Source organism: Neisseria sp. Marseille-Q2251 (assembly GCF_940793045.1).
Lineage (GTDB): Bacteria > Pseudomonadota > Gammaproteobacteria > Burkholderiales > Neisseriaceae > Neisseria.
In genome coordinates this window covers 16,307-43,189 of the sequence record NZ_CALNWV010000010.1, presented here as the reverse complement: position 1 = coordinate 43,189, position 26,883 = coordinate 16,307, and the positions used below count along the sequence as shown (strand labels likewise).

Genomic DNA, 26,883 nt, shown 5'->3' with positions numbered 1-26,883 from the left:
AAATCCCGATTGGCGTAGGGCGGCTGCTTGGGTTGCGGGTCTGAACAGGACTTTGTTTTTCAGTTACAATACGCGCTTATTATAATGATCGACAGTTTGAAGAGACGCGATGAAAGAACATAAGGCCCGGAAACGCTTCGGGCAGAATTTTTTGCAGGACACGCGGATTATTGCCGATATTGTCAACGCCGTGCGTCCGCAGGCGGATGATGTGGTGATTGAAATCGGACCGGGCTTAGCGGCGATTACCGAGCCTTTGGCGAAGAAGCTGAACCGCCTGCACGTTATCGAAATCGACCGCGACATCGTACGTCGTCTGAAAACGCTGCCGTTTGCGGATAAGCTCGTGATTCATGAAGGCGATGTATTGCAGTTTGATTTCAACAGCATCGCGGGCAAAAAGAAAATTGTCGGCAACCTGCCGTACAACATTTCCACGCCGCTTTTGTTCAAGCTGGCGGAGGTGGCGGACGATGTCGTCGATATGCATTTTATGCTGCAAAAGGAAGTGGTCGAGCGCATGGTTGCCGCGCCGAAAAGCAACGACTACGGCCGCTTGGGCGTAATGCTGCAATATTTTTTTGATATGGAGCTGTTGATTGACGTGCCGCCCGAATCGTTTGACCCTGCGCCGAAAGTGGATTCTGCAGTGGTGCGCATGATTCCGGTGAAACACCGCATCGGCAAGGCGGACGATTTCGAGCATTTCGCCAAACTGGTGAAACTTGCCTTCCACCAACGCCGCAAAACCATACGCAACAATCTGAAAGAGCTTGCCGGCGACGAGGATTTACAGGCAGTCGGCATCAGCCCGCAAGACCGCGCCGAACACATCGCGCCGGAGAAATATGTGGAACTGAGCAATTATCTCGTCCGTAAGGTCGTCTGAAAAATAGGGGATGGAATGCTTAAAAAATATCTTTGGGGCGGGGTAGTCATATTCATTGCAGGTACGGTGTTTGCCTTAGGCGGTATCGGTGGGAAGAAAGGTGATTTGCTGAGTAAGGCAAAGGCTGGTGATGCAGATGCACAATATATGCTGGCAGAGCAGTTGGAAATGACCACTGACCCTGTGAATCTCAAGAAGAGTGAGTTTTACTATTGGCTCAAGAAAGCTGCAAAAAACGGCAATGGTCAGGCACAGGATTTACTCCATGATATTGATGCTGAATATGATAGAAAGGCTTTGGAAGACGAACTTGCACCTAACGGTTCGCAAAAATTGATGGATGAAGTCGCCAAGCTGGAAAGGCAGAAACGGAAAAATTATCCGTTAATCAAGGAAAAATTGTTTAAAGCGGGGACGTTGGGGAATTTTTCGGCTCTGGTGAAAACCGCATGGCTATTTGGAAATCAGGATGCTGCGCGGGAATATGGCGTGCCTTTCCATCCTTTGAAAGCCTGTATTTTGTCGGTATATACCAATAATCGTTATGGTGATCTGAATAAGGATGCAATGGATGTATTGTGCAGCGGTATTTACTATGAACACAATGCGAAAAAAATAGATGGCTATGTTAAACGTATCGAAGATAAACCAGCCAAAATCTGGTCAATTTTAGAGAATGTAAAATAAACATGATTAAATTCAAAAACGTACATAAACATTTCAAAGACCTGCACGTCATCAACGGCGTCAATCTGGAAGTGAAGCAGGGTGAAGTGGTGGTGGTTTGCGGACCTTCGGGTAGCGGCAAATCGACGCTCATCCGTACCGTCAACCAGCTTGAAAGCATTGAGAGCGGCGAGATTTGGGTGGACGGTATCAATGTTGCCGATCCGCAGACGGATTTGAACAAGGTGCGTGAGGAGGTGGGTTTTGTGTTCCAAGGCTTCAATCTGTATCCGCATCTGACCGTATTGGAAAACATCATCCTGTCGCCGATGAAGGTGAAAAAACAAAGCCGCGAACAGGCTGAGGAAAAGGCGATGGAGCTGTTGGAACGCGTGGGTTTGGCGCATAAAAAAGATGCATTCCCCAGCCAGCTTTCCGGCGGACAGCAGCAGCGCGTGGCGATTGCGCGCGGGCTGGCGATGGAGCCGCGAGTGATGCTGTTTGACGAACCGACTTCCGCGCTCGACCCGGAAATGGTCGGCGAAGTGTTGAAAGTGATGCAGGATTTGGCGGAAAGCGGCATGACCATGATGTGTGTTACACATGAAATGGGCTTTGCGCGCGAAGTGGCAGACCGCATTATTTTCGTGGATAAAGGGCAGATTTTGGAAAACGAAACGCCTGAAGAGTTTTTTACCAATCCGAAACACGAACGCGCCAAACAGTTCTTGCAGCAAGTGATGACGCATTAACAGCTTGTCAAAAGGTCGTCTGAAAGACAGATTGAGGCTTTCAGACGACCTTTGGCGAATGCAACCGACATCTCTAAAGACAAGACAATAAAACAATGAAAATGACAGACATTCTTCATAGGTATTATGGTGACTTTGATCTGATAAAGGAAAAATGGAATGAAGACTATGAAAGCATTTTGATTAAGACAAAGTGTGATCAAAAATATAAAAGATGCCGTTTGGCAAAGAAAACACCCAAAAAAGAAGGCTACTTTACAGTCTTTTGGAAAAAAGACCAAGAGAACAAAAATATCCCTTATACCGATGAGGACTTGGGCGATAAACTGCTTATTGTCGTGATAGACGGCTGTCATTGCGGTTTATTTATAATTCCCAAAGAGGTGGCTATCAGTAAAAAAATTCTCTCTACAAAGGATTGTAAAGGAAAGATGTCCATGCGATTTTATCCACCCTGGTGCACAAATTTAAATAAAACAGCCCAGAAAACACAAAAATGGCAAATGGATTATTTTAGAATAGATATAGACGGTAAAGAGACTATCTCCGATTTTGCCGTAGCAAAGGAAAACCATGTATTTTGTTGACCGTACCGCCGTCGTGCTTAAGCCGACCGCCCGTTTTTTGGAATGGCTGAAATCCGCCGATGAAAATATGCCCGACCTGACCATCGAGCAAATCCGTGCCAACTGCTCCGTATTCCTCGTGCCGCAGTTTGACGAGCCGGAAGCCGTGATTGCCTATTTTGACGAACGCTACCAACAGATTTTCGAGGCGGAACTCGCAGGCTGGGACATCGACAAAAGCAAGTGGCCGCAAGACATGAGCCTGAAGGCGTTTTGGGAATTTTTCGATACCGAAATCCACGATATGGTTTTGGACATGGAAGAAGCGGAATTGAGCATTACGCCCGTGTTCGACAATATGATGTAGGGCGATGCGCGCTTTTCAGACGACCTTGAAGCCGTCCCGTTCTTTAAAAGCCTTGTCCGTTTTGTTGCATTTGTCCGCAGTGGCCGTGTGCCTGATATGGTTTTACGGCTGGATGATGTGGTTCGGGCTGGCGGCGTTGGCGGGCAGTTTTGTCCACGTTTGGCGCGTGGTGAATTTGCGGACGGCGGGTGCGGTAAAGAAAATCGCCATCGACCGCCATGCGCGCGCTTCCGTATTTTGCGGAAACGGAGAAGGGCAGGGCGCGGTGTTGGACGGTGCGACCATGCTGACTCCTTACGCTTTGTTTTTGCAGTGGAACGCCGACGGCAAAACGATACGGCAATGCGTCACGCCCGATATGGCGGATAAAGAATCTTACCGTCGTCTGAAAGTTTGGGCGCGCTGGTGTCAGGTTCAGGATGCCGGGCATCCGCTTTAATTCGGTAAAGCGGTTTTCCGCCTTGTCCTTGTCAAATTAAACCCAATATAAAAACAGTCCACACAAGCAGCCGAAGCCGTCCCCATTATGCCGAAACGACGGTTTCAGACGACCTTTTGAAAAACGAAACACACATGAAAACATTACAAGACTGGCTCTCGCATTTGGAAACCGCCCACAGCGGCGGCTTAATCGACATGGGCTTGGAACGCACGGGCGAAGTGAAAAAACGCATGAAGCTCGAGCCGCAATGCCCCGTCGTCGTTGTTGCGGGAACAAACGGTAAAGGTTCGGTTTGCGCCTATCTGACGCAGATTTACAAACAGGCAGGCTTCAAAGTCGGTACTCTGACCAGCCCGCATTTATTGCGTTACAACGAACGCATCGCCGTCAACGCCGAGCCGGTTTCAGACGACCTCATCACCGCTTCCTTCGAGCGCATCGAAGCGGCACGCGGCGAAATATCGCTAACCTATTTTGAATTCAATGCCTTGGCGGCGGTCGATATCTTCATTCGCGAACAAGTCGATGTAATGATATTGGAAGTCGGCTTGGGCGGACGTTTGGACGCGGTCAATGTGTTCGACTGCGATTGCGCGGTGGTTACCAGCGTGGATTTGGACCATCAGGCGTTTTTGGGCGATACGGTCGAACAGGTCGGTTTTGAAAAAGCAGGCGTGTTCCGCAGCGGCAAACCTGCAATCTGCGGGCAAAACCCTGCGCCCGAATCGTTGGTCGCACACGTCGAAGCCATAGGCGCGAAGTTGTTGATGGTACAGCGCGATTTCGATTTTTCCTCGTTAGAAAATATCCAATGGAACTACCGCTTCCATCCGCAGCATTCAGACGACCCCGCGCGCAACCGCAATTCCCTGCCGTTCCCCGCATTGCGCGGCGCATATCAACTCTCTAACGCCGCCTGTGCGTTGACCGTGTTGGAATGTTTGAATGACAAATTGCCGGTGGACATCGGCGCCATCAAGCGCGGTTTGCTGCTGGTTGAAAACCCCGGACGTTTCCAAGTCCTGCCCGGCCGTCCGCTGACCGTTTTGGATGTCGGACACAATCCCCACGCCGCCCGCGCCCTGCGCCGCAGCCTGATTAATTTAGCGTTTGCACAAAAACGCACCGCCGTATTCAGTATGTTGTCCGACAAAGATATAGACGGCGTGTTGGAAATCGTTAAAGACCAGTTTGACGAGTGGTATATCGCGCCTTTGGACGTGCCGCGCGGCATGACGGCGGAAGCCTTGCAGGCGAAACTGGAAGCACAAAATATCGAAAATATACAAACTTTTACCTCCGTTCGAGAGGCGTACCGCGCAGCTTTGGCGAAGGCGGGTGAAAATGATAGAATTGTTGTTTTCGGCTCATTTCATACCGTTGCCGACGTGATGGCGGCGTTGTAAAAGGAAATCTCCATGTCTGACAATAAGCAAAATGAAGTTCTGACCGGTTACGAACAGCTCAAACGCCGCAACCGCCGCCGCTTGGTTATGGCATCGGGGTTGGTGGCGGCATCGACCGTTTTATTGGGCGTCACCCTGTCAACCGGACCGGAAAACAAGCAAGAAGAAAACGCCCAAACTACAACCATCCAACAGAATAATGCCAACGCAGAACCTGCCAACCTGGCGGATGCGACCGTGTTGGAACCCTCTACCAAAGAAGATTTGGAAGCAGCGGCAGAAGCGGCCAAAAATGCCGATGCCGAAGTAGCGGACAAACCGCAGGAAACTGCCGCGCCGGAGCAAAATGCGCATGCACAAGCCGAGCCGCAACCTGATGCACCGCCGGCAGCGCCCGAAGATGTAGGCCCACCTTTGGTGCTGATTAACGATACGCTGTCAGACAGCGACATCAAAGGTTTGGAAGAATCCGAGAAAATCCAAAAAGCCGAAGCCGCCAAACGCGAAACAGCCGCACGCCGCGCGGAAGAGCGCCGCCGTAATCGTGAAGAGCAGCGTAAAGCGCAGCAGCTTCAAGCACAAGAAGCAGCGGAGCGAGAAGCCAATGCCGCCGCACGCAAACGCGCCCTTCAAGCCGCTAAAGCCGAGAAGGCGGAACGTGCCGCCGCAGCCGAACGCAACAAACTGGCACAATTGGAAAAAGCTGAAAAAGCTGTTGCCGAACGTAAGGCGTTAAAAGCCAAAGAAGAAGCGGCGGCGAAACACAAAGCGGCAGCGGAAAAAGCCAAAGAAGCCGTCACAGCATCCGCATCCGAACCTAAAGAAAGAATTCGGGTAGATGCTTCCAAATACGAAAAAATCGAAACAGCCAACAAAAAAGCTTCTGCGGTAAGAGAAGCCGAAGCGAAAGTTGCCAAAGCCAAAGCCGAGCCGACAGCCAAGGCAGAGAAAACCGTTGCTGCCGAAAGGTCGTCTGAAAAAGCAAAAACCAAAACCGCCGAAGTCAAATCAGGTAAAAAAGCCGCGATTCAGGCAGGTTATGCTGAAAAAGAACGCGCCTTGAGCCTGCAACGCAAAATGAAAGCGGCAGGTATCGACTCAACCATTACCGAAGTGATGACGGATAAAGGCAAGGTTTACCGCGTCAAATCAGGTGCATACAAAAACGCCTACGACGCCGAACGCGACTTGAACAAACTGCGTGTGCACGGCATTGCCGGACAGGTAACCAATGAATGATATTCCGTTAGCCGACATACTCGCCTTCGGCGTGATTGCGGCGTGTATCGTGATGTCGATGATACGCGGCGTCATTGCCGAAGCGGGTTCGCTGTTTGCGTGGGTGATTTCCTTTTTGTTGGCTAAAACGTTTGCCGTGCCGTTTTCGGAAGTGGCGTTTAAATCGATTCAACCGCGCGCCTTGGGCGTTGCCATTTCATTTGTCGTGATTTTCTTTTTGGCGCGTTTTTTACAGCAGTTTTTGCGCACCATACTGACCAACGCAGCGTCATCGATGGGCTTGGGAAGCGTCAACAGGGTATTGGGCGGCGTGTTCGGCGCAGCCAAAGGCGTATTGCTGGTGACTTTGGCGGTCATGGTCTGCGCCCACACCGATTTGCCGGAAACGGAAGATTGGCAAAGCTCATACAGTATTCCTTATTTCCAATCATTGTCTGAAGTCATCATGCCTTATCTGCCCGGACAGAAGGACAAGACGGAAGATAAGGCGGAATTGTAAACCGACCGGTTTCAGACGACCTCGATTACATCAAAGGTCGTCTGAAACCGGTTTTTCATGAGGGTTAAAAGTTAGGTAGCTATATTTGCCGATCGCGCTGCTTATAGTCTGAATCTCCGATGGAGGTATGGGCGGGGTGGTGGTAAGGCAATGAAATAAAAGCGTTTATAGTGAATTTGGATTTAATTTTCGATGCCTCGTGTTGTCGGATTGATTCATCAATAAGTCATAGTCTGTATTCGACTTCGAGCGAAACGGATGAATGATTGTCAACAATTTGGGCAACTTTGTCCGATTTATTCTATAATTCTAGTTTCCAAGTTAACCTCGAATTCGGAGAAGACGATATGTGCGGTGTATTAGGTTTGGTCAGCCATGAGCCGGTAAACCAGCTTCTGTACGACGGTTTGCAAATGTTGCAGCACAGGGGGCAGGATGCGGCGGGCATTGTAACGGCCGAAGGCGGCACGTTCCATATGCACAAAGGCAAAGGCATGGTGCGCGAAGTGTTCCGCACACGCAATATGCGCGATTTGGTTGGCAACGCGGGCATCGCCCACGTCCGTTATCCTACGGCGGGCAATGCGGGCAGCAGCGCGGAGGCGCAGCCTTTCTACGTCAGCTCGCCTTTCGGCATCGTTTTGGCGCACAACGGCAACCTCACCAATACCGCCGAACTGTATGAAAACGTGTGCAACAAACACCTGCGCCACGTCAACACCAGCTCCGATTCCGAAGTCTTGCTCAACGTATTCGCGCACGAATTGCGCCGCGAAGTCTCTAAAAACGCCAATCCCCACCAGCTCAATATCGACAATATTTTCAACGCCGTTGCTGAAGTCCACCGCCTGGTGCGCGGCGCATACGGCGTGGTTGCCATGATTGCGGGCTACGGCATGGTCGCATTCCGCGATCCTTACGGCATCCGTCCGTTGGTATTGGGTTCGCAAACCGACGAGGCAGGCAGGAAATCCTATGCCGTCGCCTCCGAATCCGTTGCCTTCAATGCGCTTGCCTACGATTTGGAACGCGATATCCAGCCGGGCGAAGCAGTATTCGTCGGCTTTGACGGCACACTGATTGCCCGTCAATGCAGCGACCGCGCCAAACTCAGTCCCTGCCTGTTTGAATACGTCTATTTTGCCCGTCCCGACTCCGTGATCGACGGCGTATCGGTTTACCAATCGCGTTTGGACATGGGCGTGTCGCTGGCGGAAAAAATCAAACGCGAGCTGCCTGTGGACGACATCGACGTCGTGATGCCCATTCCCGACACCAGCCGCCCCAGCGCGATGGAACTTGCCGTTCACCTCAAAAAGCCTTACCGCGAAGGTTTGATTAAAAACCGCTATATCGGCCGCACCTTTATCATGCCCGGTCAGGCGACGCGCAAAAAATCCGTGCGCCAAAAACTCAGCCCGATGGAAACCGAGTTTGAAGGCAAAAGCGTATTGCTGGTGGACGACTCCATCGTGCGCGGGACGACCAGCCGCGAAATCGTCGAAATGGTACGCGCAGCGGGCGCACGCAAAGTCTATATCGCCTCCGCCGCACCCGAAGTGCGCTATCCCAATGTGTACGGCATCGATATGCCCACGCGCGAAGAATTGATTGCCAACGGACGCAGCGCGGCGGAAATTGCCGCCGAAATCGGCGCGGACGGCATCGTTTTCCAAAATCTGAGCGATTTGGAAGCCGTCGTCAAAGCACTCAATCCGAAAATCGAATCCTTCGATTCTTCCTGTTTCAACGGCATCTATCAAACCGGCGACATCGACCAAGCCTACCTCGACCGCCTGTCCGCCGAAAAATCCGGCTGCGGCGGCTTGAAAGTCCATCCGAGCCGGATGGAACACAGCATCAGCATCAGCGATACGGGTGACGAAGAATAAAACCGGATTAAACGATTAAGACAAAAGGTCGTCTGAAACGGGATCATGTTTCAGACGACCTTTGTATAGTGGATTAACTTTAAACCAGTACGGTGTTGCCTCGCCTTAGCTCAAAGAGAACGATTCTCTAAGGTGCTGAAGCACCAAGTGAATCGGTTCCGTACTATCTGTACTGTCTGTGGCTTCGTCGTCGCCTTGTCCTGATTTTTGTTAATCCACTATATTATTTTTAACGGCAAGATTATGAGTACCGAAAACAAAAACTACATCACGCCCGTCGGCTGGCAGGCATTGAAAGACGAGCTGTATCAGCTGGTCAATAAAGAACGCCCCGAAATCGTCCAAATCGTCAACTGGGCGGCAAGCAACGGCGATCGCAGCGAAAACGGCGACTATCTTTACGGCAAACGCCGTATGCGCGAAATCGACCGCCGCATCCGTTTCCTGACCAAGCGTTTGGAAGCCGCCGTCGTCGTTGATCCCGAATTGCGCGAAGCGACCGACCAAGTGTTTTTCGGCGCAACCGTCGGGCTGTTGCGCGGCGACGGGCGCGAGCAAACCGTCAAAATCGTCGGCGTCGATGAAATCGATACCGCGCAAAACAAAATTTCTTGGATTTCCCCGTTGGCGCGTTGTTTGATTAAAGCGAGGGAAGGGGACGAAGTCGTCTTGAATACGCCGGAAGGGCGCGAAGAGATTGAGATTTTGTCGGTGGAATACATACGGATTGATTGAGCGGCAGTCGGATTATGCCGTATTTGTCGAGATGAAAAGGTCGTCTGAAAACATCAAGGTTTTCAGACGACCTTTTGTTTGAAGCCGCCGCTTCGCAAACTGACCTGTCCGCTGGATGTAATAATCTTTCTTTTGAGCCAAAGCAAGGCGGCGCGACCGCATTTTAGGTTTAATACACTATTGTTTTTTATCCGATAAGACCGTACACCGGCATCCCCTCAACACTGCCCTACCGCGACAGTTTTGCCGTCTTTCAAAAGCGGCGTTCCCACCTCAATCCACTTTAAGGAAAATCATGGTTTCGCGCGATTTATACCCACAGGAAATTTTACAGGTCGTCCTCGATAAAAGCTGTGCCAAGGCACAATCCAGCGTTTCCACGCTGGCGGTTTTGAGCGTTTTGGCGGGCGGATATATCGGCTTCGGTTATCTTGCCTATTTGAAAGTGGTCAGCGGCATCCCGCACGAATGGGGCGGCTTGGCAACTTTACTCGGCGCGGCAATGTTCCCCATCGCCTTGGTCTGCATCCTGCTCGGCGGCGGCGAGCTGGTAACAAGCAATATGATGATTATGTCTTTGGGGCGTTTGGCAGGGCGGATTTCTACGAAAATGCTGCTGCGCAACTGGGTTGTCGTGTGTCTGGGCAATTTGGCGGGTACGCTGGCGATGGCGTTTTTCCTCGGACACTATGTCGGCATGACCGAAGGCAGCGTGGCGGAAAAAACGATTGCGGTGGCGGAAGCCAAAGTCCACATGGATTTCGGCAGGGCTTTCGTCTCGGCGGTCGCGTGTAACTGGATGGTGTGTATGGGCGCGTGGCTGCACTTTGCCGCCAAGCATACGGCAGGGCGGATGTTGGCGATTTGGTTTCCCGTAATGATTTTCGTATTAAACGGCTTCCAACACCTTGTCGCCAATATGTTCGTCATCCCCGCCGGTATTTTGGCGGGCGCAGACATTACATGGGGGCAGTTTTTCTTCAACATGATTCCCGTGTTTTTAGGCAATGTCTTAGGCGGCGCATCGTTTGTCGGCGCGTCGTACCTTTATACTTATAAAGATACGCTGAAAGATTGCGCCGAATAAGTGCCTTTGCGAACAACAAAACCTGCTTCAAAAAGCAGGTTTTGCCGTTTCAGACGACCCCTGTGCCGATTGCCGATGCAGTCCGTCTGATATAATGCTGCCTGAAAATAATCAGATACATGAAACACATGACTCAAGCCTCCCTCCCGCCCCGCCGCCTGTCCGTTGCCCCCATGCTCGACTGGACTGACCGGCACTACCGCTATCTCGCCCGCCAGATTACCCGCAACACATGGCTTTACAGCGAAATGGTCAATTCCGGCGCCATCGTCTATGGCGACAAAGACCGCTTTTTGATGTTTAACGAAGGCGAACAGCCCGTCGCCCTGCAACTGGGCGGCAGCGACCCGTCCGATTTGGCGAAGGCGGCCAAAGCAGCCGAAGAATACGGCTACAACGAGGTCAACCTCAACTGCGGCTGCCCCAGCCCGCGCGTGCAGAAAGGCTCGTTCGGCGCGTGTCTGATGAACGAAGTCATGCTGGTTGCCGACTGCCTCAACGCCATGCAGGATGCGGTCAAAATTCCCGTTACCGTCAAACACCGCATCGGCGTGGACAGGCAGACCGAATATCAAACCGTTGCCGATTTCGTCGGCACGCTGCACGACAAAACCGCCTGCAAAACCTTCATCGTCCACGCCCGCAACGCATGGCTGGACGGGCTTTCCCCCAAAGAAAACCGCGACGTTCCACCGTTGAAATACGATTACGTTTACCGCCTGAAAAAAGAGTTTCCCGATCTGGAAATCATCATCAACGGCGGCATCACCACCAACGAAGCAATCGCCGGACACCTGCAACACGTTGATGGCGTAATGGTCGGACGCGAGGCATACCACAACCCGATGGTCATGCACGAATGGGACAGACTGTTTTACGGCGACACCCGCAGCCCGATTGAATACGCCGATTTGGTGCAGCGCCTCTACACATACAGCCAAGCCCAAATCCAAGCCGGACGCGGCACAATCTTGCGCCACATCGTCCGCCACAGCCTCGGGCTGATGCACGGTCTGAAAAACGCCCGCACTTGGCGGCGTATGCTTTCCGACGCGACGCTCTTGAAAGACAACGACGGCAGCCTGATTCTCGAAGCGTGGAAAGAAGTCGAGCGGGCGAACGTGTGGGAACATCGCGGCTAAGTTGATTTTCGATTGCCGTTGTCCTGCATCAGAAAATCGATTCTCCGCCCAAAAATTTAAGGTCGTCTGAAAACGAAATAGATTTTCAGACGACCTCTCTTTTTCCCCTATGACACAATCGGTGCAGTCTATTAAAATCCCCGTTTCAGACGACCTTTAAAGAAAGAATGACATGTATCACGCATTCGGCGGCGCGGCAGGCGTACGCAACCTGACCGACCGCTTTTACGACTTGATGGAACTCGAACCGCAATACCGCGCCCTGCGCCAGATGCACGGCGAAGACATGACGCTGATTCGCGAAAAACTCTACGAATTTTTCAGCGGCTGGCTCGGCGGCCCGCCCTTGTTCGAGCAGAAATACGGCCATCCCATGCTGCGGGCGCGCCATATGCCCTTTGCCGTGAATATGCAGGTGCGCGACGAATGGGTCGCCTGCTTCGCCCAAGCCATGAACGAACTGGAAATCAGCAAAGACCTCGCCGAACCCGTCCTTATCCGCATTTTTGCGATGGCAGACTGGATGCGCAACCAAAACGAAGAAGGCGTAGAACCGCCCATGCCGCCGATGGCGGTCGATCCCACAATCCGCATTCCCGAGCTGAAAAACGTCCTAAAGCAATACGGCGTAGACGGTTATTTCCCAACATCGCCGGTTTGAGGTCGTCTGAAAAAGGCGAATCCCTTCCCGTTTTCCCTGTTTGATAAAAGGGCTGCTGCTGTAAAGTTGCAGCCGTTTGCACTCAATCAATGGCGGAGAATCCCAATAACGATATTTCTGACGGTAACAGTCAGCTAAAGTAGCAAAATAGCATTTTAAATGCAGTAAGGATAGAATCACGGCATTTCAGACGACCTTGACCGTCGTCTGAAATGCCGTGATTTTTTATGAAACATACATCAGGGAAGTTTGAAATGAACACATGGTTGAAAAAAATGATGGTTGCTTTGCTGGCTTTAGGCATAGGGCAAGCAGCTTGGGCGGATGATGTACCGAATTTAAAGAAAATAGTGCAAAGGGCGGAAGCGGGAGAGGCAGATGTTCAAGTTATTTTGGGTTCGATGTATTTGAGAGGGATAGGCGTTCGTCAGAGTGATCAAGAGGCGGTGCGATGGTATCGCAAAGCGGCAGAGCAGGGACAGGCAGAAGCCCAATATAATTTGTGTATGATGTATTACGTAGGACAAGGTGTTAATCAAGACCATGAACAGGCGATGGAATGGTGCCGCTCTTCGGCAGATAAAGGGTATCTCTCAGCCCAAAATAATCTAGGCATGATGTATAGAGTTCTTGAAAACCATGTAGAGGCAACGAAGTGGTTTCAGAAGGCGGCAGAGAAGGGGAGTGTAAATGCCCAAAAAAATTTGGGCTCGATGTATGAGCAAGGGCAAGGTGTCCGTCAAAACTATGAAGAAGCGGCGCGCTGGTATCGCAAGGCAGCAGAGCAGGGAGATGCAGCTGCCCAATTTATTTTAGGTGTGATGTATGCCAATGGGCGGGGAGTTCGTCAGAGTTATCAAGAGGCTGAACGATGGTATCGTAAGGCAGCAGAACAGGGACTTGCGACAGCCCAATATCATTTGGGTGTGATGTATGCCAATGGACGGGGCGTCCGTCAAAACTATGAAGAGGCGGCGCAATGGTATCGCAAGGCAGCGGAACAGGGCGATGTAGACGCTCAAAATAATTTGGGCGCGCTGTATGACGAAGGACAGGGCGTTCGCCAAGACTCTGCAGAGGCAGTGCGGTGGTATCGCAAGGCAGCAGAACAAGGGTATGTAGTTGCCCAAAATAATTTGGGTGTGGCGTATAGTGAAGGGCACGGTGTTCGCCAAGACTATCCAGAGGCGTTGCGGTGGTATCGCAAGGCTGCGGAACAGGGTTTTGCAGCAGCCCAACATAATTTGGGTGAGATGTATTATGAAGGAAAAGGCGTACACCAAAACTATACAGAGGCGTTGCAATGGTATCTCAAGGCAGCAGAACAGGGGTTCTCACCGGCTCAAGATAGGTTGGGTGAGATGTATGAAGAAGGGCAAGGTGTATCCAAAAATCGAAAAGTCGCCAAAGAGTGGTACAAGAAGGCTTGTGATAATGGATTCCAAGATGGTTGCAATGACTACCGAAAGTTGAATAACGAAGGGCATTAAACCTTTCCCAAAGGTCGTCTGAAACACATAGACAAACCCAAAAACCTTCTGAATAAAAACAGGATTTGAGATGAACACCTTATTGAAAAACATGATGCTTACCTTACTGGCTTTAGGCATAGGACAGGCAGCTTGGGCGGATGATACGCTGAATGTAGGAGAGGTGGCGCAAAAGGAAATGCTGCGAATGGCGGAGGCTGGCGATGCGGAGCTTCAACTTGCTTTAGGTGTGATGTACGAACAAGGAAAAGGCATTCGCCAAGATTATACAGAGGCAGTGCGATGGTATCGCAAAGCGGCAGAAGAGCAAGGGTTTGCAGTAGCCCAATATAATCTAGGCAGGATGTATGAACAAGGAAAAGGTGTTCGCCAAGATCATGCAGAGGCAGCGGGGTGGTTTCGCAAGGCTGCGGAGTTGGGGCTTGCAGCAGCCCAATATAATTTGGCTGTAATGTATACCGAAGGACGAGGCGTTCGCCAAGACTATGAAGAGGCGGTGAAATGGTATCGAAAGGCCGCCGATCAAGGGTTTGCGGAAGCCCAAAATAATTTAGGTGCGATGTACAAGGACGGGAAAGGTATACGTCAAGATGACAATCAGGCTGTACAGTGGTATCGCAAAGCGGTAGAACAAGGGGTTGCTGCAGCCCAATATAATTTGGGCTTGATGTATTACGAAGGACGAGGTGTACGTCAAGACTATAAACAGGCATTGCAGTGGTATCGCAAAGCAGCGGAGCAGGGATATAAGGATGCGCAAAATAATTTAGGCGTAATGTACAAGGATGGGAAAGGTGTACGTAAAGATTACGTTCAGGCGGTGAAGTGGTATCGTAAAGCAGCAGAGCAGGGGAATGCAGAAGCCCAATATAATTTGGGTGGGATGTATGTCGAAGGGCAAGGTGTTCGGCAAGATGATGCTCAGGCGGTACAGTGGTATCGCAGAGCGGTAGAACAAGGCGATGCAAATGCTCAATATAATTTGGGCGTGATGTATGCCAAAGGACGAGGCGTCCGCCAAGATTATGTTCAAACATTGCAGTTATGGCATAAAGCTGCACGGCACGGAGTTGCCGAGGCACAAAGTGGTCTAGGTTGGATGTATTACACGGGTAGAGGCGTTCGCCAAAATTCGGTAATAGCCAAAGAGTGGTACAAGAAGGCTTGTGATAATGGATTCCAAGATGGTTGCGATGCTTACCGCAAATTGAATAACGAAGGACATTAAACCTTTCCCAAGGTCGTCTGAAACACATAGACAAACCAAGAAATACTCTGAATAAAATAGGATTTTAAGATGAAAACGTTATTGAAAAAAATGATGGTTGCCTTACTGGCTTTGGGCATAGGGCAGGCAGCTTGGGCTGATGATGTGTCGAATTTTAAGAAAATGCTTCAAGCTGCAGAGCAAGGAAATGCCGATGCCCAATTTAATTTGGGTCTGATGTACGCCAATGGGCAAGGAGTTCGTCAGGACGATATACAGGCAGTGCAGTGGTATCGCAAGGCGGCAGAACAAGGGGATGTAGAAGCTCAATTTAATTTGGGTGTGATGTACAACAATGGGCAAGGAGTTCGTCAGGACTATACACAGGCAGTGCAGTGGTATCGAAAGGCGGCAGAGCAAGGAGATGCTGCTGCCCAATTTAATTTGGGTCTGATTTATGGCAATGGGCAAGGAGTTCGTCAAGATTATGTACAGGCAGTGCAGTGGTATCGGAAGGCAGCAGAACAAGGGCTTGCAGAAGCTCAATCTAATTTGGGTTGGATGTATAACGAAGGGCGAGGAGTACGTCAAGACTATGTAGAGGCAGTGAGATGGTATCGCAAAGCAGCAGAACAAGGGATTGCTCAAGCCCAGTCTAATTTGGGTGTAATGTATTACAAAGGGCAAGGCGTTCGTCAAGATTATGTACAGGCAGTGCAGTGGTATCGCAAAGCTGCAGAGCAAGGGCATGCCGTTGCCCAATATAATTTGGGTGTGATGTATGGAAAAGGGCGAGGAGTTCGTCAAGACTATGCACAGGCAGAGCAGTGGTTTCGCAAGGCGGCAGAACAAGGGCATGCCAAAGCCCAATATAATTTGGGTGCGATGTATGCTAATGGGCAAGGAGTTCGTCAAGACTATGCACAGGCAATGCAGTGGTATCGCCAGGCGGCAGAACAAGGAGATGTTCACGCCCAATTAGCTTTGGGCTTGAGGTATGCCACTGGGCAAGGGGTTCGGCAAGATATAGTGATTGCCAAAGAGTGGTTTGGTAAGGCTTGTGATAACGGAAAACAGTTAGGTTGCGATGCTTACCGAGAATTGAATCAGCAAGGATATTGAATTCTTATTCAAAGGTCGTCTGAATATTTAGGATAAAACCAAAATGACTTTCCAAAACAAAAAAATCCTCGTCGCCGGACTTGGCGGTACGGGTATTTCCATGATTGCCTACCTGCGCAAAAACGGCGCGGAGGTTGCCGCTTATGATGCGGAGCTGAAACCGGAGCGCGTGTCGCAAATCGGTAAGATGTTTGACGGGCTGGTGTTTTACACGGGTCGTCTGAAAGATGCGTTGGACAACGGTTTCGATATTCTGGCGCTCAGCCCCGGCATCAGCGAGCGTCAGCCGGATATTGAGGCGTTCAAGCAAAACGGCGGGCGCGTGTTGGGCGACATCGAATTGCTGGCGGACATTGTGAACCGTCGCGGCGACAAGGTAATTGCGATTACCGGCAGCAACGGCAAAACCACGGTAACGAGCCTCGTGGGCTATCTCTGTATCAAGTGCGGGCTGGATACCGTTATCGCGGGCAATATCGGCACGCCGGTTTTGGAGGCGGAATTGCAGCGTGAAGGTAAAAAGGCGGACGTGTGGGTGTTGGAGCTTTCCAGCTTCCAACTGGAAAACACCGAAAGCCTGCGCCCGACTGCGGCGACAGTGCTGAACATTTCCGAAGACCATCTCGACCGCTACGACGACTTGCTCGACTACGCGCATACCAAAGCCAAGATTTTCCGTGGCGATGGCGTGCAGGTTTTGAATTCAGACGACGTGTTCTGCCGCGCCATGAAACGGGCAGGGCGCGAGGTGAAATGGTTTTCGTTGGAACACGAAGCCGATTTTTGGTTGGAGCGCGAAACGGGTCGTCTGAAACAAGGCAATGAAGATTTGATTGCCACGCAAGACATCCCGCTGCAAGGTTTGCACAACGCCGCCAACGTCATGGCTGCCGTCGCTTTGTGCGAAGCCGTCGGTTTACCGCGCGAAGCATTGCTCGAACACGTTAAAACCTTCCAAGGCCTGCCGCACCGCGTGGAAAAAATCGGCGAGAAAAACGGCGTGGTGTTCATCGATGACAGCAAAGGCACAAACGTCGGCGCGACCGCCGCTGCGATTGCCGGTTTGCAAAATCCGCTCTTCGTAATTTTGGGCGGCATGGGCAAAGGGCAGGACTTCACGCCCCTGCGCGACGCGCTTGCCGGCAAGGCAAAAGGCGTGTTCCTGATCGGCGTCGATGCGCCGCAAATCCGCCGCGATTTGGATGGCTGCGGTTTGAATATGACCGACTGCGCCACTTTGGAAGAAGCGGTTCAGACGGCATACGCCCAAGCCGAAGCGGGCGATATCGTGCTGCTCAGTCCGGCTTGCGCGAGCTTCGATATGTTCAAAGGCTATGCGCACCGTTCGGAAGTCTTTATCGAGGCGTTTAAGGCTTTGTGAGGTCGTCTGAAACATGAAAAGAGGGTTGAAAATCAGTTTGGCGGCGGTTTTGCTTTTGGCAGTCGCTGCCGGAGTGGTTTGGTATTCCAAGCCAAGCAGTCCCGAGCCGACCGTTGCAACATCAGGAGAACACGCAGGAGAACCCGCCGTTTCAGCGCCGATCGAAACGCCGCTTCCCGCAAATGCCGTTATCGACAGATTGGTCGTACATAAAAGCAAGCGCACCATGTCGGCGTACTCGAAAGGCAGGTTGCTGAAAACCTATCCCATTGCGCTGGGCAAGCAGCCCGTCGGGCATAAACACTTTGAAGGCGACGGCAAAACGCCCGAAGGGAAATACCGCATCAACGATCGCAATCCCAACAGCGCATACCACAAAAACCTCGGCGTTTCCTATCCCAACGAGGCCGACAAAGCCTACGCGGCGGCACAAGGTAAAAGTCCGGGCGGGCTGATTAAAATCCACGGCATCAAAAACGGCTGGGGTTCTATCGGCAAAAAGCATCTGCAAAGGGACTGGACCGACGGCTGCATCGCGGTAACGGACGAGGAAATCGACGAGCTCTACCGCAGCGTGAAACACAATGCGGAAATTGAAATTCTGCCGTAAGCCTCGTGTGCCATTGCCTCAAAGGTCGTCTGAAAACGTTAAGGCGGTTTCAGACGACCTTTTTGCAGCAACGGCAAACTTGTTTCTTTCCTCTCTACCGTGCTACTGTTTCTTAAAATTTGCCTATGCGGGCAAACGGCGAGGCGGCGGGTAGCTATGCCTGACCGACAAAACGTGTGTTTATCAATCCGAAAGGAAAACCCATGAATTTTCAAGACTACATCCGTTACGATGCCGTCGGTTTGGCAGAGCTGATCCGCAAAAAAGAAGTCTCCGCCGATGAAGTGTTGCAGGCAGCTTTAAACCGCTTGGACGAAGTCAATCCCACGCTCAATCTGTTGGCGCACGATTTGCGCGAACGCGCGGCGGCGTGGCAGGGGTCGTCTGAAAATGCCGATATGCCGCTGGCGGGCGTGCCGTTTTTGCTCAAAGACCTGCTGGCAGATTGGGAGGGCGCGCCGACATGGTCGGGTTCGCGCATGATGCAGCATTACATTGCCAAGCAAAACAGCGACTTAACCCAAGCCTATCTCGATGCGGGGCTGCGCGTGTTCGGCAAAACCACCACGCCCGAATGGGGCGCATATGCCGTTACCGAAACCGAAATTTACGGCATTACGCGCAATCCGTGGCATTTGGATTACACCGCGGGCGGCAGCAGCGGCGGCGCGGCTGCGGCAGTGGCTTCGGGCGTCGTACCCGCAGCACACGGCAGCGACGGCGGCGGTTCCATCCGCTTACCCGCGCACAACTGCGGCGTGTTCGGGCTGAAACCCACGCGCGGCCGCAGCAGTTACGCGCCGAACGCATCGGAGGCATGGCAAGGTTTGGTATGCGACCATGTCTTGACCCGCAGCGTGCGCGACAGCGCGGTTTTACTGGACATCGCCGCCCAAACCCAAGCCCGCGCCCTGTATGCCTGCCCGCCACCGCCCGAAAACGGTTTTGCAGACAGCCTGAAACAAGAAACAGGTCGTCTGAAAATCGCTTTTTGGAAGCAGACATGGTTTGGCGGCGGCAACGACGAAGGCACGGAAGCCGCGTTCGCCCATAGTTTGAAACTGATGCAAGATGCGGGACACGAATTGGAAGAAGCCACGCCCGATTTCGCACCGCCCGAACAACTCAACCGCGCCGCCCGCGTCATCGTCATGGGCGAAACGGCAAAACTGTTCTACCAATATCAATACGAAACCGGACAAAAACTGCCGCACCGCCTGCTTGAGCCGACAACGTGGGCAATGATTGTGCAGGGGCGGCAAATCAGCGCGGGCGAAATGGCTTGGGCGCGCGACGTGATGCTGGCGCAGGAACGTGCCTCCAAAGCATTTTTTACGCGCTACGACGTGTTGATGACGCCCGTCTGCCCGCGCACCACGCCGAAAATCGGCGAGATGATGCCGCCGCCCGCCGCACAAAAAGCCATGCGCCTGCTGTTTGGCACGCTGCGCTTGGGTTTTTTGTTGAAAAACAACCCGTTTTTAGAAAAAGAAGCCGCCGCCGCGCTGCAATACGTCGGCTATACGTCGCCGCTGAACATGAGCGGCAACCCCGCCATGAGCGTGCCGCTTTACCGGCATCACGGGCTGCCCGTCGGCACCCAGTTCGCCGCCGCACACGGGCGCGAAGACACGCTGCTCCGCCTCGCCGCTCAGTTGGAACAGATACAGCCGTGGGCGGAAATACCGCAGTTGGTTTAGGTTTTGCATTGGATAAGAAGCGGTCTGCGCTGACAAAACGGATTGCATCCTCTATATCAAACTGAAGGAATTTTGCCTTGTCTTTCTACCAACGTTATCTGAACGGCGAATACAGCCAAGTTTATGCCGACATCGCCCGACTGCGGCAAAAAGCCTTTCAACCCGAAGCAGCAGCGGAAATCGACCGCTTGCTTACCGAAACCTTTCGGCGTGTGCTGCACAACGCGAATATCGTTGCGGAGACCTTGCCGCAGTTCGGCTATCGGTTCAACCAATGGCGCGATAACGTGATTACGCCGCCCCTGCCCGATGCGGATGAACATATCCGCCGCCTTGTCCAAGCTGTGCAGCCTGTCGGGTTCATTCCCCTTTCGCTGCAATACTTCTACCGGATTGTCGGCGAAATCAACTTTATCTGGGACTATGACGAATATCCTGAAATTGTGTGGGAATATGCCGACCCTTTGTGTGTGTACGGCATAGATTTTGTTTTGGAAGAGGTGGAAAACGAAGACAACGAGTGGCTGGAATGTACCCGAGAATTGCTTGCGGAAAACCCAAAATGCCCGATTGGTTTGCCATTTTCGCCCGATGATTACCACAAAGACAATGTAAGCGGCGGCAATGCTTATGAAATTGCATTAAGCACCAAGCCAAGCGTGGATGGTAAAGTGCTGTACGCCCCGCAAAATACACAATTTATCGCGTATCTTCGCCACATTTTCGCCAACGGCGGCTTTGGCAGCGAAGTGGATGCGCCCGAATTCCAAGACTATCTGCAAACCGTATTGCCCAAATTGCTGCCGTTTTAAAGGCAGCCCATAAGGTCGTCTGAAAACATCAAAACGTTTTCAGACGACCTTTTTTGCGTGTGTGATGGGTAGGGGAGGGCGCAAAGAACGCCGGAATCCGATGGTCTTTAAAGAATCTGAATTGTTGCTTTGCCAAGAAACCTTTAGAATGACGTTTTTCTGATTCACGCTATTTTTTCAGACGACCTTCGATGTTCCGATTAGGTGGAGGGTCGTCTGAAACGCTTTGTTCTGGTTGTTTCGGGGCGGATTTTTCCGTCTGCCCGCATACGGATGTTTTTCATGATTAGTCTTTCCAAACTTCTCGACCGCCCGATTTCTTTGGACGGTCGGAAATTCGATGTGTCACTGTTGTGGATGGTCGTTTTGATGACCGCCTTCAGCCTGGTGATGATTTATTCTGCGTCGATTGCCTATGCCGCGTCCGAAGGCGGCAATCAGTTTTCTTTTGTCAGCAAGCAGGCGATGTTTGTCGGCGCGAGCGTATTGGGCTGCCTCGGGCTGTCGCTGTTGAGCATGAGTTTTTGGCGGAAAATCATTCCGTTTTATTTTGCTTTTTCCGCGATTTTGCTGGTGGTGGTGTTGTTTGTCGGCCGTGAAATCAACGGGGCGACGCGTTGGATTCATATCGGGCCGGTCAATCTTCAGCCGACCGAGTTGTTTAAGCTGGCGACGGTTTTGTATTTGTCCAGCCTGTTTACGCGACGCGAGGAAGTGTTGCGCAGTATGGACTCTTTGGGTTTGAAGCCGCTGTTTGTCGGTTTGTTCAATGCTTTTCTGTGTCCGTTCAGCAAGGAAGCACGTCAGAAAACTTGGCAGAAGCTGAAAAAGTTTAAAAACATCTTGCTGCCCATTGTGATGATTGCATTGGGTTTGGTTCTTGTGATGGCGCAACCTGACTTCGGTTCGTTTGTCGTGATTGTGGCGATTACGATGGGTATGCTGTTTTTGGCAGGCTTTCCGTGGAAATATTTTGCCGTCTTGGTACTGAGCGTATTGGGAGGCATGGGTGTGATGATTTTGGCGGCACCTTACCGTATGGCGCGCGTGTCGGCATTCTTAGACCCTTGGGGCGACCCTTTGGGCAAAGGCTACCAGTTGACGCATTCGCTGATGGCGATTGCGCGCGGCGAATGGTTCGGTCAGGGCTTGGGCGCGAGCTTGGAAAAACGCTTCTACTTGCCCGAGGCGCATACTGACTTTATCTTTGCCGTTATCGGCGAAGAATTCGGCTTTGTCGGGATGTGTATTTTGGTGTTCTGCTACGGCTGGCTGGTGATGCGCGCATTCTCTATCGGCAAGCAGGCGCGTGATTCCGGGCTGATGTTCAGCGCGTATGTCGCCAACGGCATCGGTATTTGGATAGGTATTCAAAGTTTCTTCAATATCGGCGTCAACATCGGTATCCTGCCCACCAAAGGCCTGACTTTGCCGTTGATGTCTTACGGCGGTTCGGCGGTTGCCGTTATGCTGGTGTGCTTTACCTTATTGTTGCGTATCGATTATGAAAACCGCAAAAAAATGCGCGGTTACCAAGTGGAGTAAATCATGGGCGGTAAAACTTTCATGTTGATGGCGGGCGGCACAGGCGGCCATATTTTCCCTGCGCTGGCGGTGGCGGATTCATTGCGCGCGCGCGGCCATCATGTGATTTGGCTGGGCAGCGAAGGCTCGATGGAAGAGCGCATCGTGCCGCAATACGACATCCTGCTCGAAACGCTGGCGATTAAAGGCGTGCGCGGCAACGGCATCAAACGCAAGCTGATGCTGCCGTTTACTTTGTATAAAACCGTCCGCGAAGCGCAGCGGATTATCCGCAAACACCGCGTCGAGTGCGTCATCGGTTTCGGCGGCTTCGTTACCTTCCCCGGCGGCTTGGCGGCGAAGCTGTGCGGCGTGCCGATTGTGATTCACGAGCAAAACGCGGTGGCAGGTTTGTCCAACCGCCAACTGTCGCGCTGGGCAAAACGGGTGTTGTACGCTTTTCCGAAAGCGTTCAGCCACGAAGGTGGTTTGGTCGGTAACCCCGTCCGCGCGGATATTGCCAACCTGCCTGAGCCTGCCGAACGCTTCCAAGGGCGTGAAGGTCGTCTGAAAATCTTGGTGGTCGGCGGCAGTTTGGGCGCAGACGTTTTGAACAAAACCGTTCCGCAGGCCTTGGCTTTGCTGCCCAACGATGCGCGCCCGCAGATGTACCACCAATCGGGTCGGGGCAAACTGGGCAGCTTGCAGGCGGATTACGACGCGTTGGGCGTGAAAGCCGAATGCGTGGAATTTATTACCGACATGGTGTCCGCCTACCGCGATGCCGATTTGGTGATTTGCCGTGCAGGCGCGCTGACGATTGCCGAGTTGACGGCGGCGGGGCTGGGTGCGTTGCTGGTGCCGTATCCTTACGCCGTTGATGACCACCAAACCGCCAACGCGCGTTTTATGGTGCAGGCGGAGGCGGGCCTGTTGTTGCCGCAAACCCAGTTGACAGCGGAAAAACTTGCCGAAATCTTAGGCGGTTTGAGCCGAGAGAAATGCCTCAAATGGGCGGAAAACGCCCGTACATTGGCGCTGCCGCACAGCGCGGACGATGTAGCGGAAGCCGCCATCGCGTGTACGGCGTGATGACATGATGCAATGAATGAAACAGAGGTCGTCTGAAAACCAAGAAACAGGTTTCAGACGACCTTTTTGCAACTTGGCAGCCTTATTGTGCGGGAGTATGATGTAAATAGGAATCTATCTCATTGGAGGCTGCCATGTCTGCAAAAATCTCTCCCGAAACCGTTTCCGCCCTGTCCAGTACCATGCTGATCCCCCTGTGGGCGAAGGCTGTGGAGCAGGGTAGGGCGCAGCCGCTTTTGCGCGATGATGAAGCCGTACGGATGTTGGACAAAATTGACTACGACTTCGGCAAGTTTGCCAAAGTCAAAGCATCGCAGGTCGGCTGTTGCGGGCGGGCGAAGCTGTTGGACGATATGACCCGGCACTTTATCGCCGAACATCCCGATGCCGTCGTGGTGCAAATAGGCGCGGGGCTGGATGCGCGTTACGAACGCTTGGGCAAGCCGCGCATTACCGCTTGGTACGATTTGGATTTGCCCGAAGTGATTGAAGTGCGGCGTATGCTGCTGCCCGAATCGGGCAATCATTATTTGGGCGCGTCCATGTTCGACGAAGCGTGGATGAACACCGTCGCAGCGCACGGCAAACCCGTGTTGCTCGTCATCGAAGGCGTGTTGATGTATTTTGAAGAAGCGCAGGTGCAGGACTTTTTCAAACAGGTTGCACGCCGCCTGCCGAACGCCCAACTCGCCTTTGACACTATCCCCAAGGCCTACATCGGACAAAGCAAACGCCACGACGCACTCGGTAAAATGGACAAACCGCCCGAGTTCCGCTGGGCGATAAGCGGAACGGACGACATCCGACGGCTGATGCTGGGTGTGGAAATCATCGAAGAAGCGGGCTTGAGTAGCGTCTGCAACCCGCGTTATCCGTGGCTCTTGCGCTTTTTGTATGCGACCGCGTGGGGACGGCGCAAATTGGATATGCGCTTGATGAGGATACAAGTGCTGTCAAGTTGAGAAGCGTGAGGTCGTCTGAAAACTGTTTTCAGACGACCTTCAGGTTTTGATGGTAAATTTATATCGTCATTCCAGTGCAGGCGGGAGTGACGAAGCAAGCTTGCATAAACTCATAATACTATGAAAAATTTCTATTTTGAATTTCCAATACCTTGAGAAGCTATCATGGAACCCCAGGAACTCGAAACACTAGACCTCAACGAAGCCCTTGCCGAAATCTTGCAAGCCCATGGCTATACCTGCCAAATGCAGGGCGAAAAAATCCTGCCTGCCTTTGCCGTGCCCGTGCAGCTCGAAACTTGGGCGTTTCCGCGCGAACACACCAACGGCGTAGTGATAAGCCGTTTCGATGTCGGCATTACTCTGCCTGACGGGCGCGAACTCTACGAATGCTGCGGCGACATTGGCGAGAATTTGGAAGAAGCCCTTTCACGCAACCTGCAAAGCTTCTGTACCAACAGCCTGCACGTTTTGCTGGATACATTCAATCCCAACGAAAACCAATGCCCGCACGAAATCTGGACGGCACGCAATGGCAAACGTTTCCAAGCGATTTTGGGGGACTGGGTAACGAAAAATTTGGTCGAAGACACCGACGACGGTGATACGGAAACAATCGGCAACATCATCCCCGAAACACTGGAAAGCACACTGCAAACCATCATCTGTAATCAAAACCTGGAAGCGCAATATCATTTAATCCGCTTCTTCTACGCCCAATCCGATAATGTTATGATGAACGTGGAATTTATGGTTGACAACCAAGAAGATGCCGCGGAAGAAGAAAAACAGCTTGCAAGCCTCCCTTGGCTGCGCAGGGAAGCCTATTACAGCATACGCCGTTCGATTATGCTCAAACCCTTGGATTCAGCATAAGACTACCGAAACCGTCAAAATCAACCTTTCTGCAAGATTTCAGGTCGTCTGAAAAACCGTTTTCAGACGACCTTATGTTATGTTTTTGCTGGTGTTTTGGTGGCTGAAATCAAGTTTAAAAATGGGCAAAAAAGTGGAGATTCGCCGCCGAACGCAGCCTCATTTTCACCCATATTGCAACCAATGTGAAATCCTGTATGCCAAAACATCTTTAATTTACAAGAAAACTATGGCGCAGAAGCGGATAGCCCTTTAAAATAACGCCTTTACGCATCGAAAATCCACCGGAACGCAACATCATGATGAAAAATCGAGTCACCAACATCCATTTTGTCGGTATCGGCGGCGTCGGCATGAGCGGTATCGCCGAAGTCTTGCACAATTTGGGCTTCAAAGTTTCCGGTTCGGATCAGGCGCGAAATGCGGTTACCGAGCATTTGAGCAGTTTGGGTATTCAAGTTTATCCCGGTCATACCGCCGAACACGTCAACGGTGCGGACGTTGTCGTGACTTCTACCGCCGTCAAAAAAGACAATCCCGAAGTCGTCGCTGCGCTGGAGCAGCAAATCCCCGTCATCCCGCGCGCCCTGATGCTGGCGGAACTGATGCGCTTCCGTGACGGTATCGCCATCGCTGGTACGCACGGCAAAACCACGACCACCAGTCTGACCGCCTCCATCCTCGGTGCGGCAGGTCTCGACCCCACTTTCGTTATCGGCGGCAAACTCAATGCCGCAGGTACCAACGCCCGTTTGGGCAAAGGCGAATACATCGTCGCCGAAGCCGACGAGTCCGATGCGTCCTTCCTGCATCTAACCCCGATTATGTCCGTCGTCACCAATATCGACGAAGACCACATGGACACCTACGGACACAGCGTTGAAAAACTGCACCAGGCGTTTGTCGATTTTATCCACCGTATGCCGTTCTACGGCAAAGCGTTTTTGTGTATCGACAGCGAACACGTCCGCGCGATTTTGCCCAAAGTGAGCAAACCTTACGCCACTTACGGCTTGGACGATACCGCCGATATTTACGCGACCGGCATCGAAAACGTCGGCGCACAGATGAAATTTACCGTTCATGTTCAAATGAAAGGATCTGAACAAGCGCCGTTTGAAGTCGTGTTGAACATGCCCGGCAGGCACAACGTCCTCAATGCCTTGGCTGCTATCGGCGTGGCGCTGGAAGTCGGCGCGTCCGTCGAAGCCATTCAGCGCGGCTTGCTCGGTTTTGAAGGCGTCGGCCGCCGCTTCCAAAAATACGGCGACATCAAGCTGCCCAACGGCGGAACCGCGCTTTTGGTGGACGATTACGGACACCATCCCGTCGAAATGGCGGCGACCCTCTCCGCTGCGCGCGGCGCGTATCCTGAGAAACGTCTGGTGCTTGCCTTCCAGCCGCACCGATATACCCGCACACGCGATTTGTTTGAAGACTTCACCAAAGTCCTCAATACCGTTGATGCGCTGGTGTTGACCGAAGTTTATGCCGCTGGCGAAGAACCGATTGCCGCTGCCGACTCCCGCGCCCTTGCACGCGCCATCCGCGTATTGGGCAAACTCGAGCCGATTTACTGCGAAAACGTCGCCGACTTGCCTGAAATGCTGTTGAACGTTTTACAGGACGGCGATGTCGTGTTGAACATGGGCGCAGGCAGCATCAACCGTGTACCTGCCGCGATGCTGGAGTTGTCGAAAAAAGCGTGAGGCGCAAACTTTTATCGTGATGCCGCGATAGCCGCCTGATGAAGCGGTGTTTTAT

Annotated in this window: 26 protein-coding genes; all 26 read left to right on the top strand. The window is 52.2% G+C overall.

Annotated elements, in window-relative coordinates; translation table 11 throughout:
- The first annotated feature begins 109 nt into the window (after positions 1-109).
- The 26 genes from rsmA to murC all read left to right on the top strand — a co-directional run bounded on the left by rsmA (position 110) and on the right by murC (position 26,828).
- On the top strand, positions 110-889 hold the full coding sequence (rsmA, locus tag AAG834_RS05680) for a 16S rRNA (adenine(1518)-N(6)/adenine(1519)-N(6))-dimethyltransferase RsmA (RefSeq protein ID WP_003761535.1): 780 nt from the start codon (positions 110-112) through the stop codon (positions 887-889).
- 15 nt (positions 890-904) lie between these two features.
- Positions 905-1,576 carry a sel1 repeat family protein gene (locus AAG834_RS05675; RefSeq protein WP_070498712.1) on the top strand — a complete coding sequence of 224 codons (672 nt, stop codon included), beginning with the start codon at positions 905-907 and terminating at the stop codon, positions 1,574-1,576.
- A 2-nt stretch (positions 1,577-1,578) separates the two neighbouring features.
- The gene (locus AAG834_RS05670) at positions 1,579-2,307 is read left to right on the top strand and encodes an amino acid ABC transporter ATP-binding protein (RefSeq protein ID WP_003740819.1); all 729 of its coding nucleotides are present in this window, start codon (positions 1,579-1,581) and stop codon (positions 2,305-2,307) included.
- Between the two features lie 95 nt (positions 2,308-2,402).
- Positions 2,403-2,894 carry a MepB family protein gene (locus tag AAG834_RS05665; RefSeq protein ID WP_342031534.1) on the top strand — a complete coding sequence of 164 codons (492 nt, stop codon included), beginning with the start codon at positions 2,403-2,405 and terminating at the stop codon, positions 2,892-2,894.
- Positions 2,881-3,240 (top strand): hypothetical protein, encoded by a 360-nt coding sequence (locus tag AAG834_RS05660; protein ID WP_003761526.1) that lies wholly within the window; start codon positions 2,881-2,883, stop codon positions 3,238-3,240. The genes AAG834_RS05665 and AAG834_RS05660 overlap by 14 nt, the downstream gene beginning before the upstream one ends.
- Positions 3,241-3,244: 4 nt before the next feature.
- Entirely contained in the window at positions 3,245-3,679 is a 435-nt protein-coding gene (locus tag AAG834_RS05655; RefSeq protein ID WP_342031533.1) for a protein YgfX, read from the top strand.
- A 134-nt stretch (positions 3,680-3,813) separates the two neighbouring features.
- Positions 3,814-5,088 (top strand): bifunctional tetrahydrofolate synthase/dihydrofolate synthase, encoded by a 1,275-nt coding sequence (gene folC / locus AAG834_RS05650; RefSeq protein ID WP_342031532.1) that lies wholly within the window; start codon positions 3,814-3,816, stop codon positions 5,086-5,088.
- A gap of 12 nt (positions 5,089-5,100) precedes the next feature.
- Positions 5,101-6,327 (top strand): SPOR domain-containing protein, encoded by a 1,227-nt coding sequence (locus AAG834_RS05645; RefSeq protein ID WP_342031531.1) that lies wholly within the window; start codon positions 5,101-5,103, stop codon positions 6,325-6,327.
- Positions 6,320-6,826 (top strand): CvpA family protein, encoded by a 507-nt coding sequence (locus AAG834_RS05640; protein WP_070498722.1) that lies wholly within the window; start codon positions 6,320-6,322, stop codon positions 6,824-6,826. Before AAG834_RS05645 ends, AAG834_RS05640 begins: the two co-directional genes overlap by 8 nt.
- A 347-nt stretch (positions 6,827-7,173) precedes the next feature.
- Positions 7,174-8,718, top strand: a complete 1,545-nt coding sequence (gene purF / locus AAG834_RS05635) for an amidophosphoribosyltransferase (protein WP_342031530.1) — start codon at positions 7,174-7,176, stop codon at positions 8,716-8,718.
- Between the two features lie 243 nt (positions 8,719-8,961).
- Positions 8,962-9,453, top strand: a complete 492-nt coding sequence (gene greB, locus AAG834_RS05630) for a transcription elongation factor GreB (RefSeq protein ID WP_070498726.1) — start codon at positions 8,962-8,964, stop codon at positions 9,451-9,453.
- Between the two features lie 295 nt (positions 9,454-9,748).
- Complete coding sequence (locus AAG834_RS05625) at positions 9,749-10,540, top strand: formate/nitrite transporter family protein (RefSeq protein WP_342031529.1); 792 nt, start codon at positions 9,749-9,751, stop codon at positions 10,538-10,540.
- Positions 10,541-10,668: 128 nt separating this feature from the next.
- Entirely contained in the window at positions 10,669-11,682 is a 1,014-nt protein-coding gene (gene dusA, locus AAG834_RS05620; RefSeq protein WP_446740450.1) for a tRNA dihydrouridine(20/20a) synthase DusA, read from the top strand.
- 172 nt (positions 11,683-11,854) lie between these two features.
- On the top strand, positions 11,855-12,343 hold the full coding sequence (locus tag AAG834_RS05615) for a group II truncated hemoglobin (RefSeq protein WP_342031527.1): 489 nt from the start codon (positions 11,855-11,857) through the stop codon (positions 12,341-12,343).
- Positions 12,344-12,597: 254 nt separating this feature from the next.
- The gene (locus tag AAG834_RS05610; protein ID WP_446740449.1) at positions 12,598-13,833 is read left to right on the top strand and encodes a tetratricopeptide repeat protein; all 1,236 of its coding nucleotides are present in this window, start codon (positions 12,598-12,600) and stop codon (positions 13,831-13,833) included.
- 70 nt (positions 13,834-13,903) lie between these two features.
- A complete protein-coding gene (locus AAG834_RS05605; RefSeq protein WP_342031525.1) occupies positions 13,904-15,061 on the top strand; it encodes an SEL1-like repeat protein in 1,158 nt (385 codons plus the stop codon).
- Between the two features lie 69 nt (positions 15,062-15,130).
- Positions 15,131-16,162, top strand: a complete 1,032-nt coding sequence (locus tag AAG834_RS05600; RefSeq protein WP_342031524.1) for an SEL1-like repeat protein — start codon at positions 15,131-15,133, stop codon at positions 16,160-16,162.
- Between the two features lie 43 nt (positions 16,163-16,205).
- Positions 16,206-17,543, top strand: coding sequence for a UDP-N-acetylmuramoyl-L-alanine--D-glutamate ligase (gene murD, locus AAG834_RS05595; protein WP_003779883.1), 1,338 nt, complete (start codon positions 16,206-16,208; stop codon positions 17,541-17,543).
- 13 nt (positions 17,544-17,556) lie between these two features.
- Positions 17,557-18,153, top strand: a complete 597-nt coding sequence (locus tag AAG834_RS05590; protein WP_342031523.1) for a L,D-transpeptidase family protein — start codon at positions 17,557-17,559, stop codon at positions 18,151-18,153.
- 203 nt (positions 18,154-18,356) lie between these two features.
- Positions 18,357-19,853 carry an amidase gene (locus tag AAG834_RS05585; RefSeq protein WP_342031522.1) on the top strand — a complete coding sequence of 499 codons (1,497 nt, stop codon included), beginning with the start codon at positions 18,357-18,359 and terminating at the stop codon, positions 19,851-19,853.
- A gap of 77 nt (positions 19,854-19,930) precedes the next feature.
- Complete coding sequence (locus AAG834_RS05580) at positions 19,931-20,665, top strand: hypothetical protein (RefSeq protein WP_342031521.1); 735 nt, start codon at positions 19,931-19,933, stop codon at positions 20,663-20,665.
- A 282-nt stretch (positions 20,666-20,947) separates the two neighbouring features.
- Entirely contained in the window at positions 20,948-22,210 is a 1,263-nt protein-coding gene (locus AAG834_RS05575) for an FtsW/RodA/SpoVE family cell cycle protein (protein WP_342031520.1), read from the top strand.
- Between the two features lie 3 nt (positions 22,211-22,213).
- On the top strand, positions 22,214-23,281 hold the full coding sequence (gene murG / locus AAG834_RS05570) for an undecaprenyldiphospho-muramoylpentapeptide beta-N-acetylglucosaminyltransferase (protein ID WP_342031519.1): 1,068 nt from the start codon (positions 22,214-22,216) through the stop codon (positions 23,279-23,281).
- Between the two features lie 134 nt (positions 23,282-23,415).
- Positions 23,416-24,243 (top strand): class I SAM-dependent methyltransferase, encoded by an 828-nt coding sequence (locus AAG834_RS05565; RefSeq protein WP_342031518.1) that lies wholly within the window; start codon positions 23,416-23,418, stop codon positions 24,241-24,243.
- 165 nt (positions 24,244-24,408) lie between these two features.
- Positions 24,409-25,119, top strand: coding sequence for a DUF6348 family protein (locus AAG834_RS05560; protein WP_342031517.1), 711 nt, complete (start codon positions 24,409-24,411; stop codon positions 25,117-25,119).
- Between the two features lie 299 nt (positions 25,120-25,418).
- The gene (murC, locus tag AAG834_RS05555; RefSeq protein WP_342031516.1) at positions 25,419-26,828 is read left to right on the top strand and encodes a UDP-N-acetylmuramate--L-alanine ligase; all 1,410 of its coding nucleotides are present in this window, start codon (positions 25,419-25,421) and stop codon (positions 26,826-26,828) included.
- Positions 26,829-26,883: the final 55 nt, after the last annotated feature.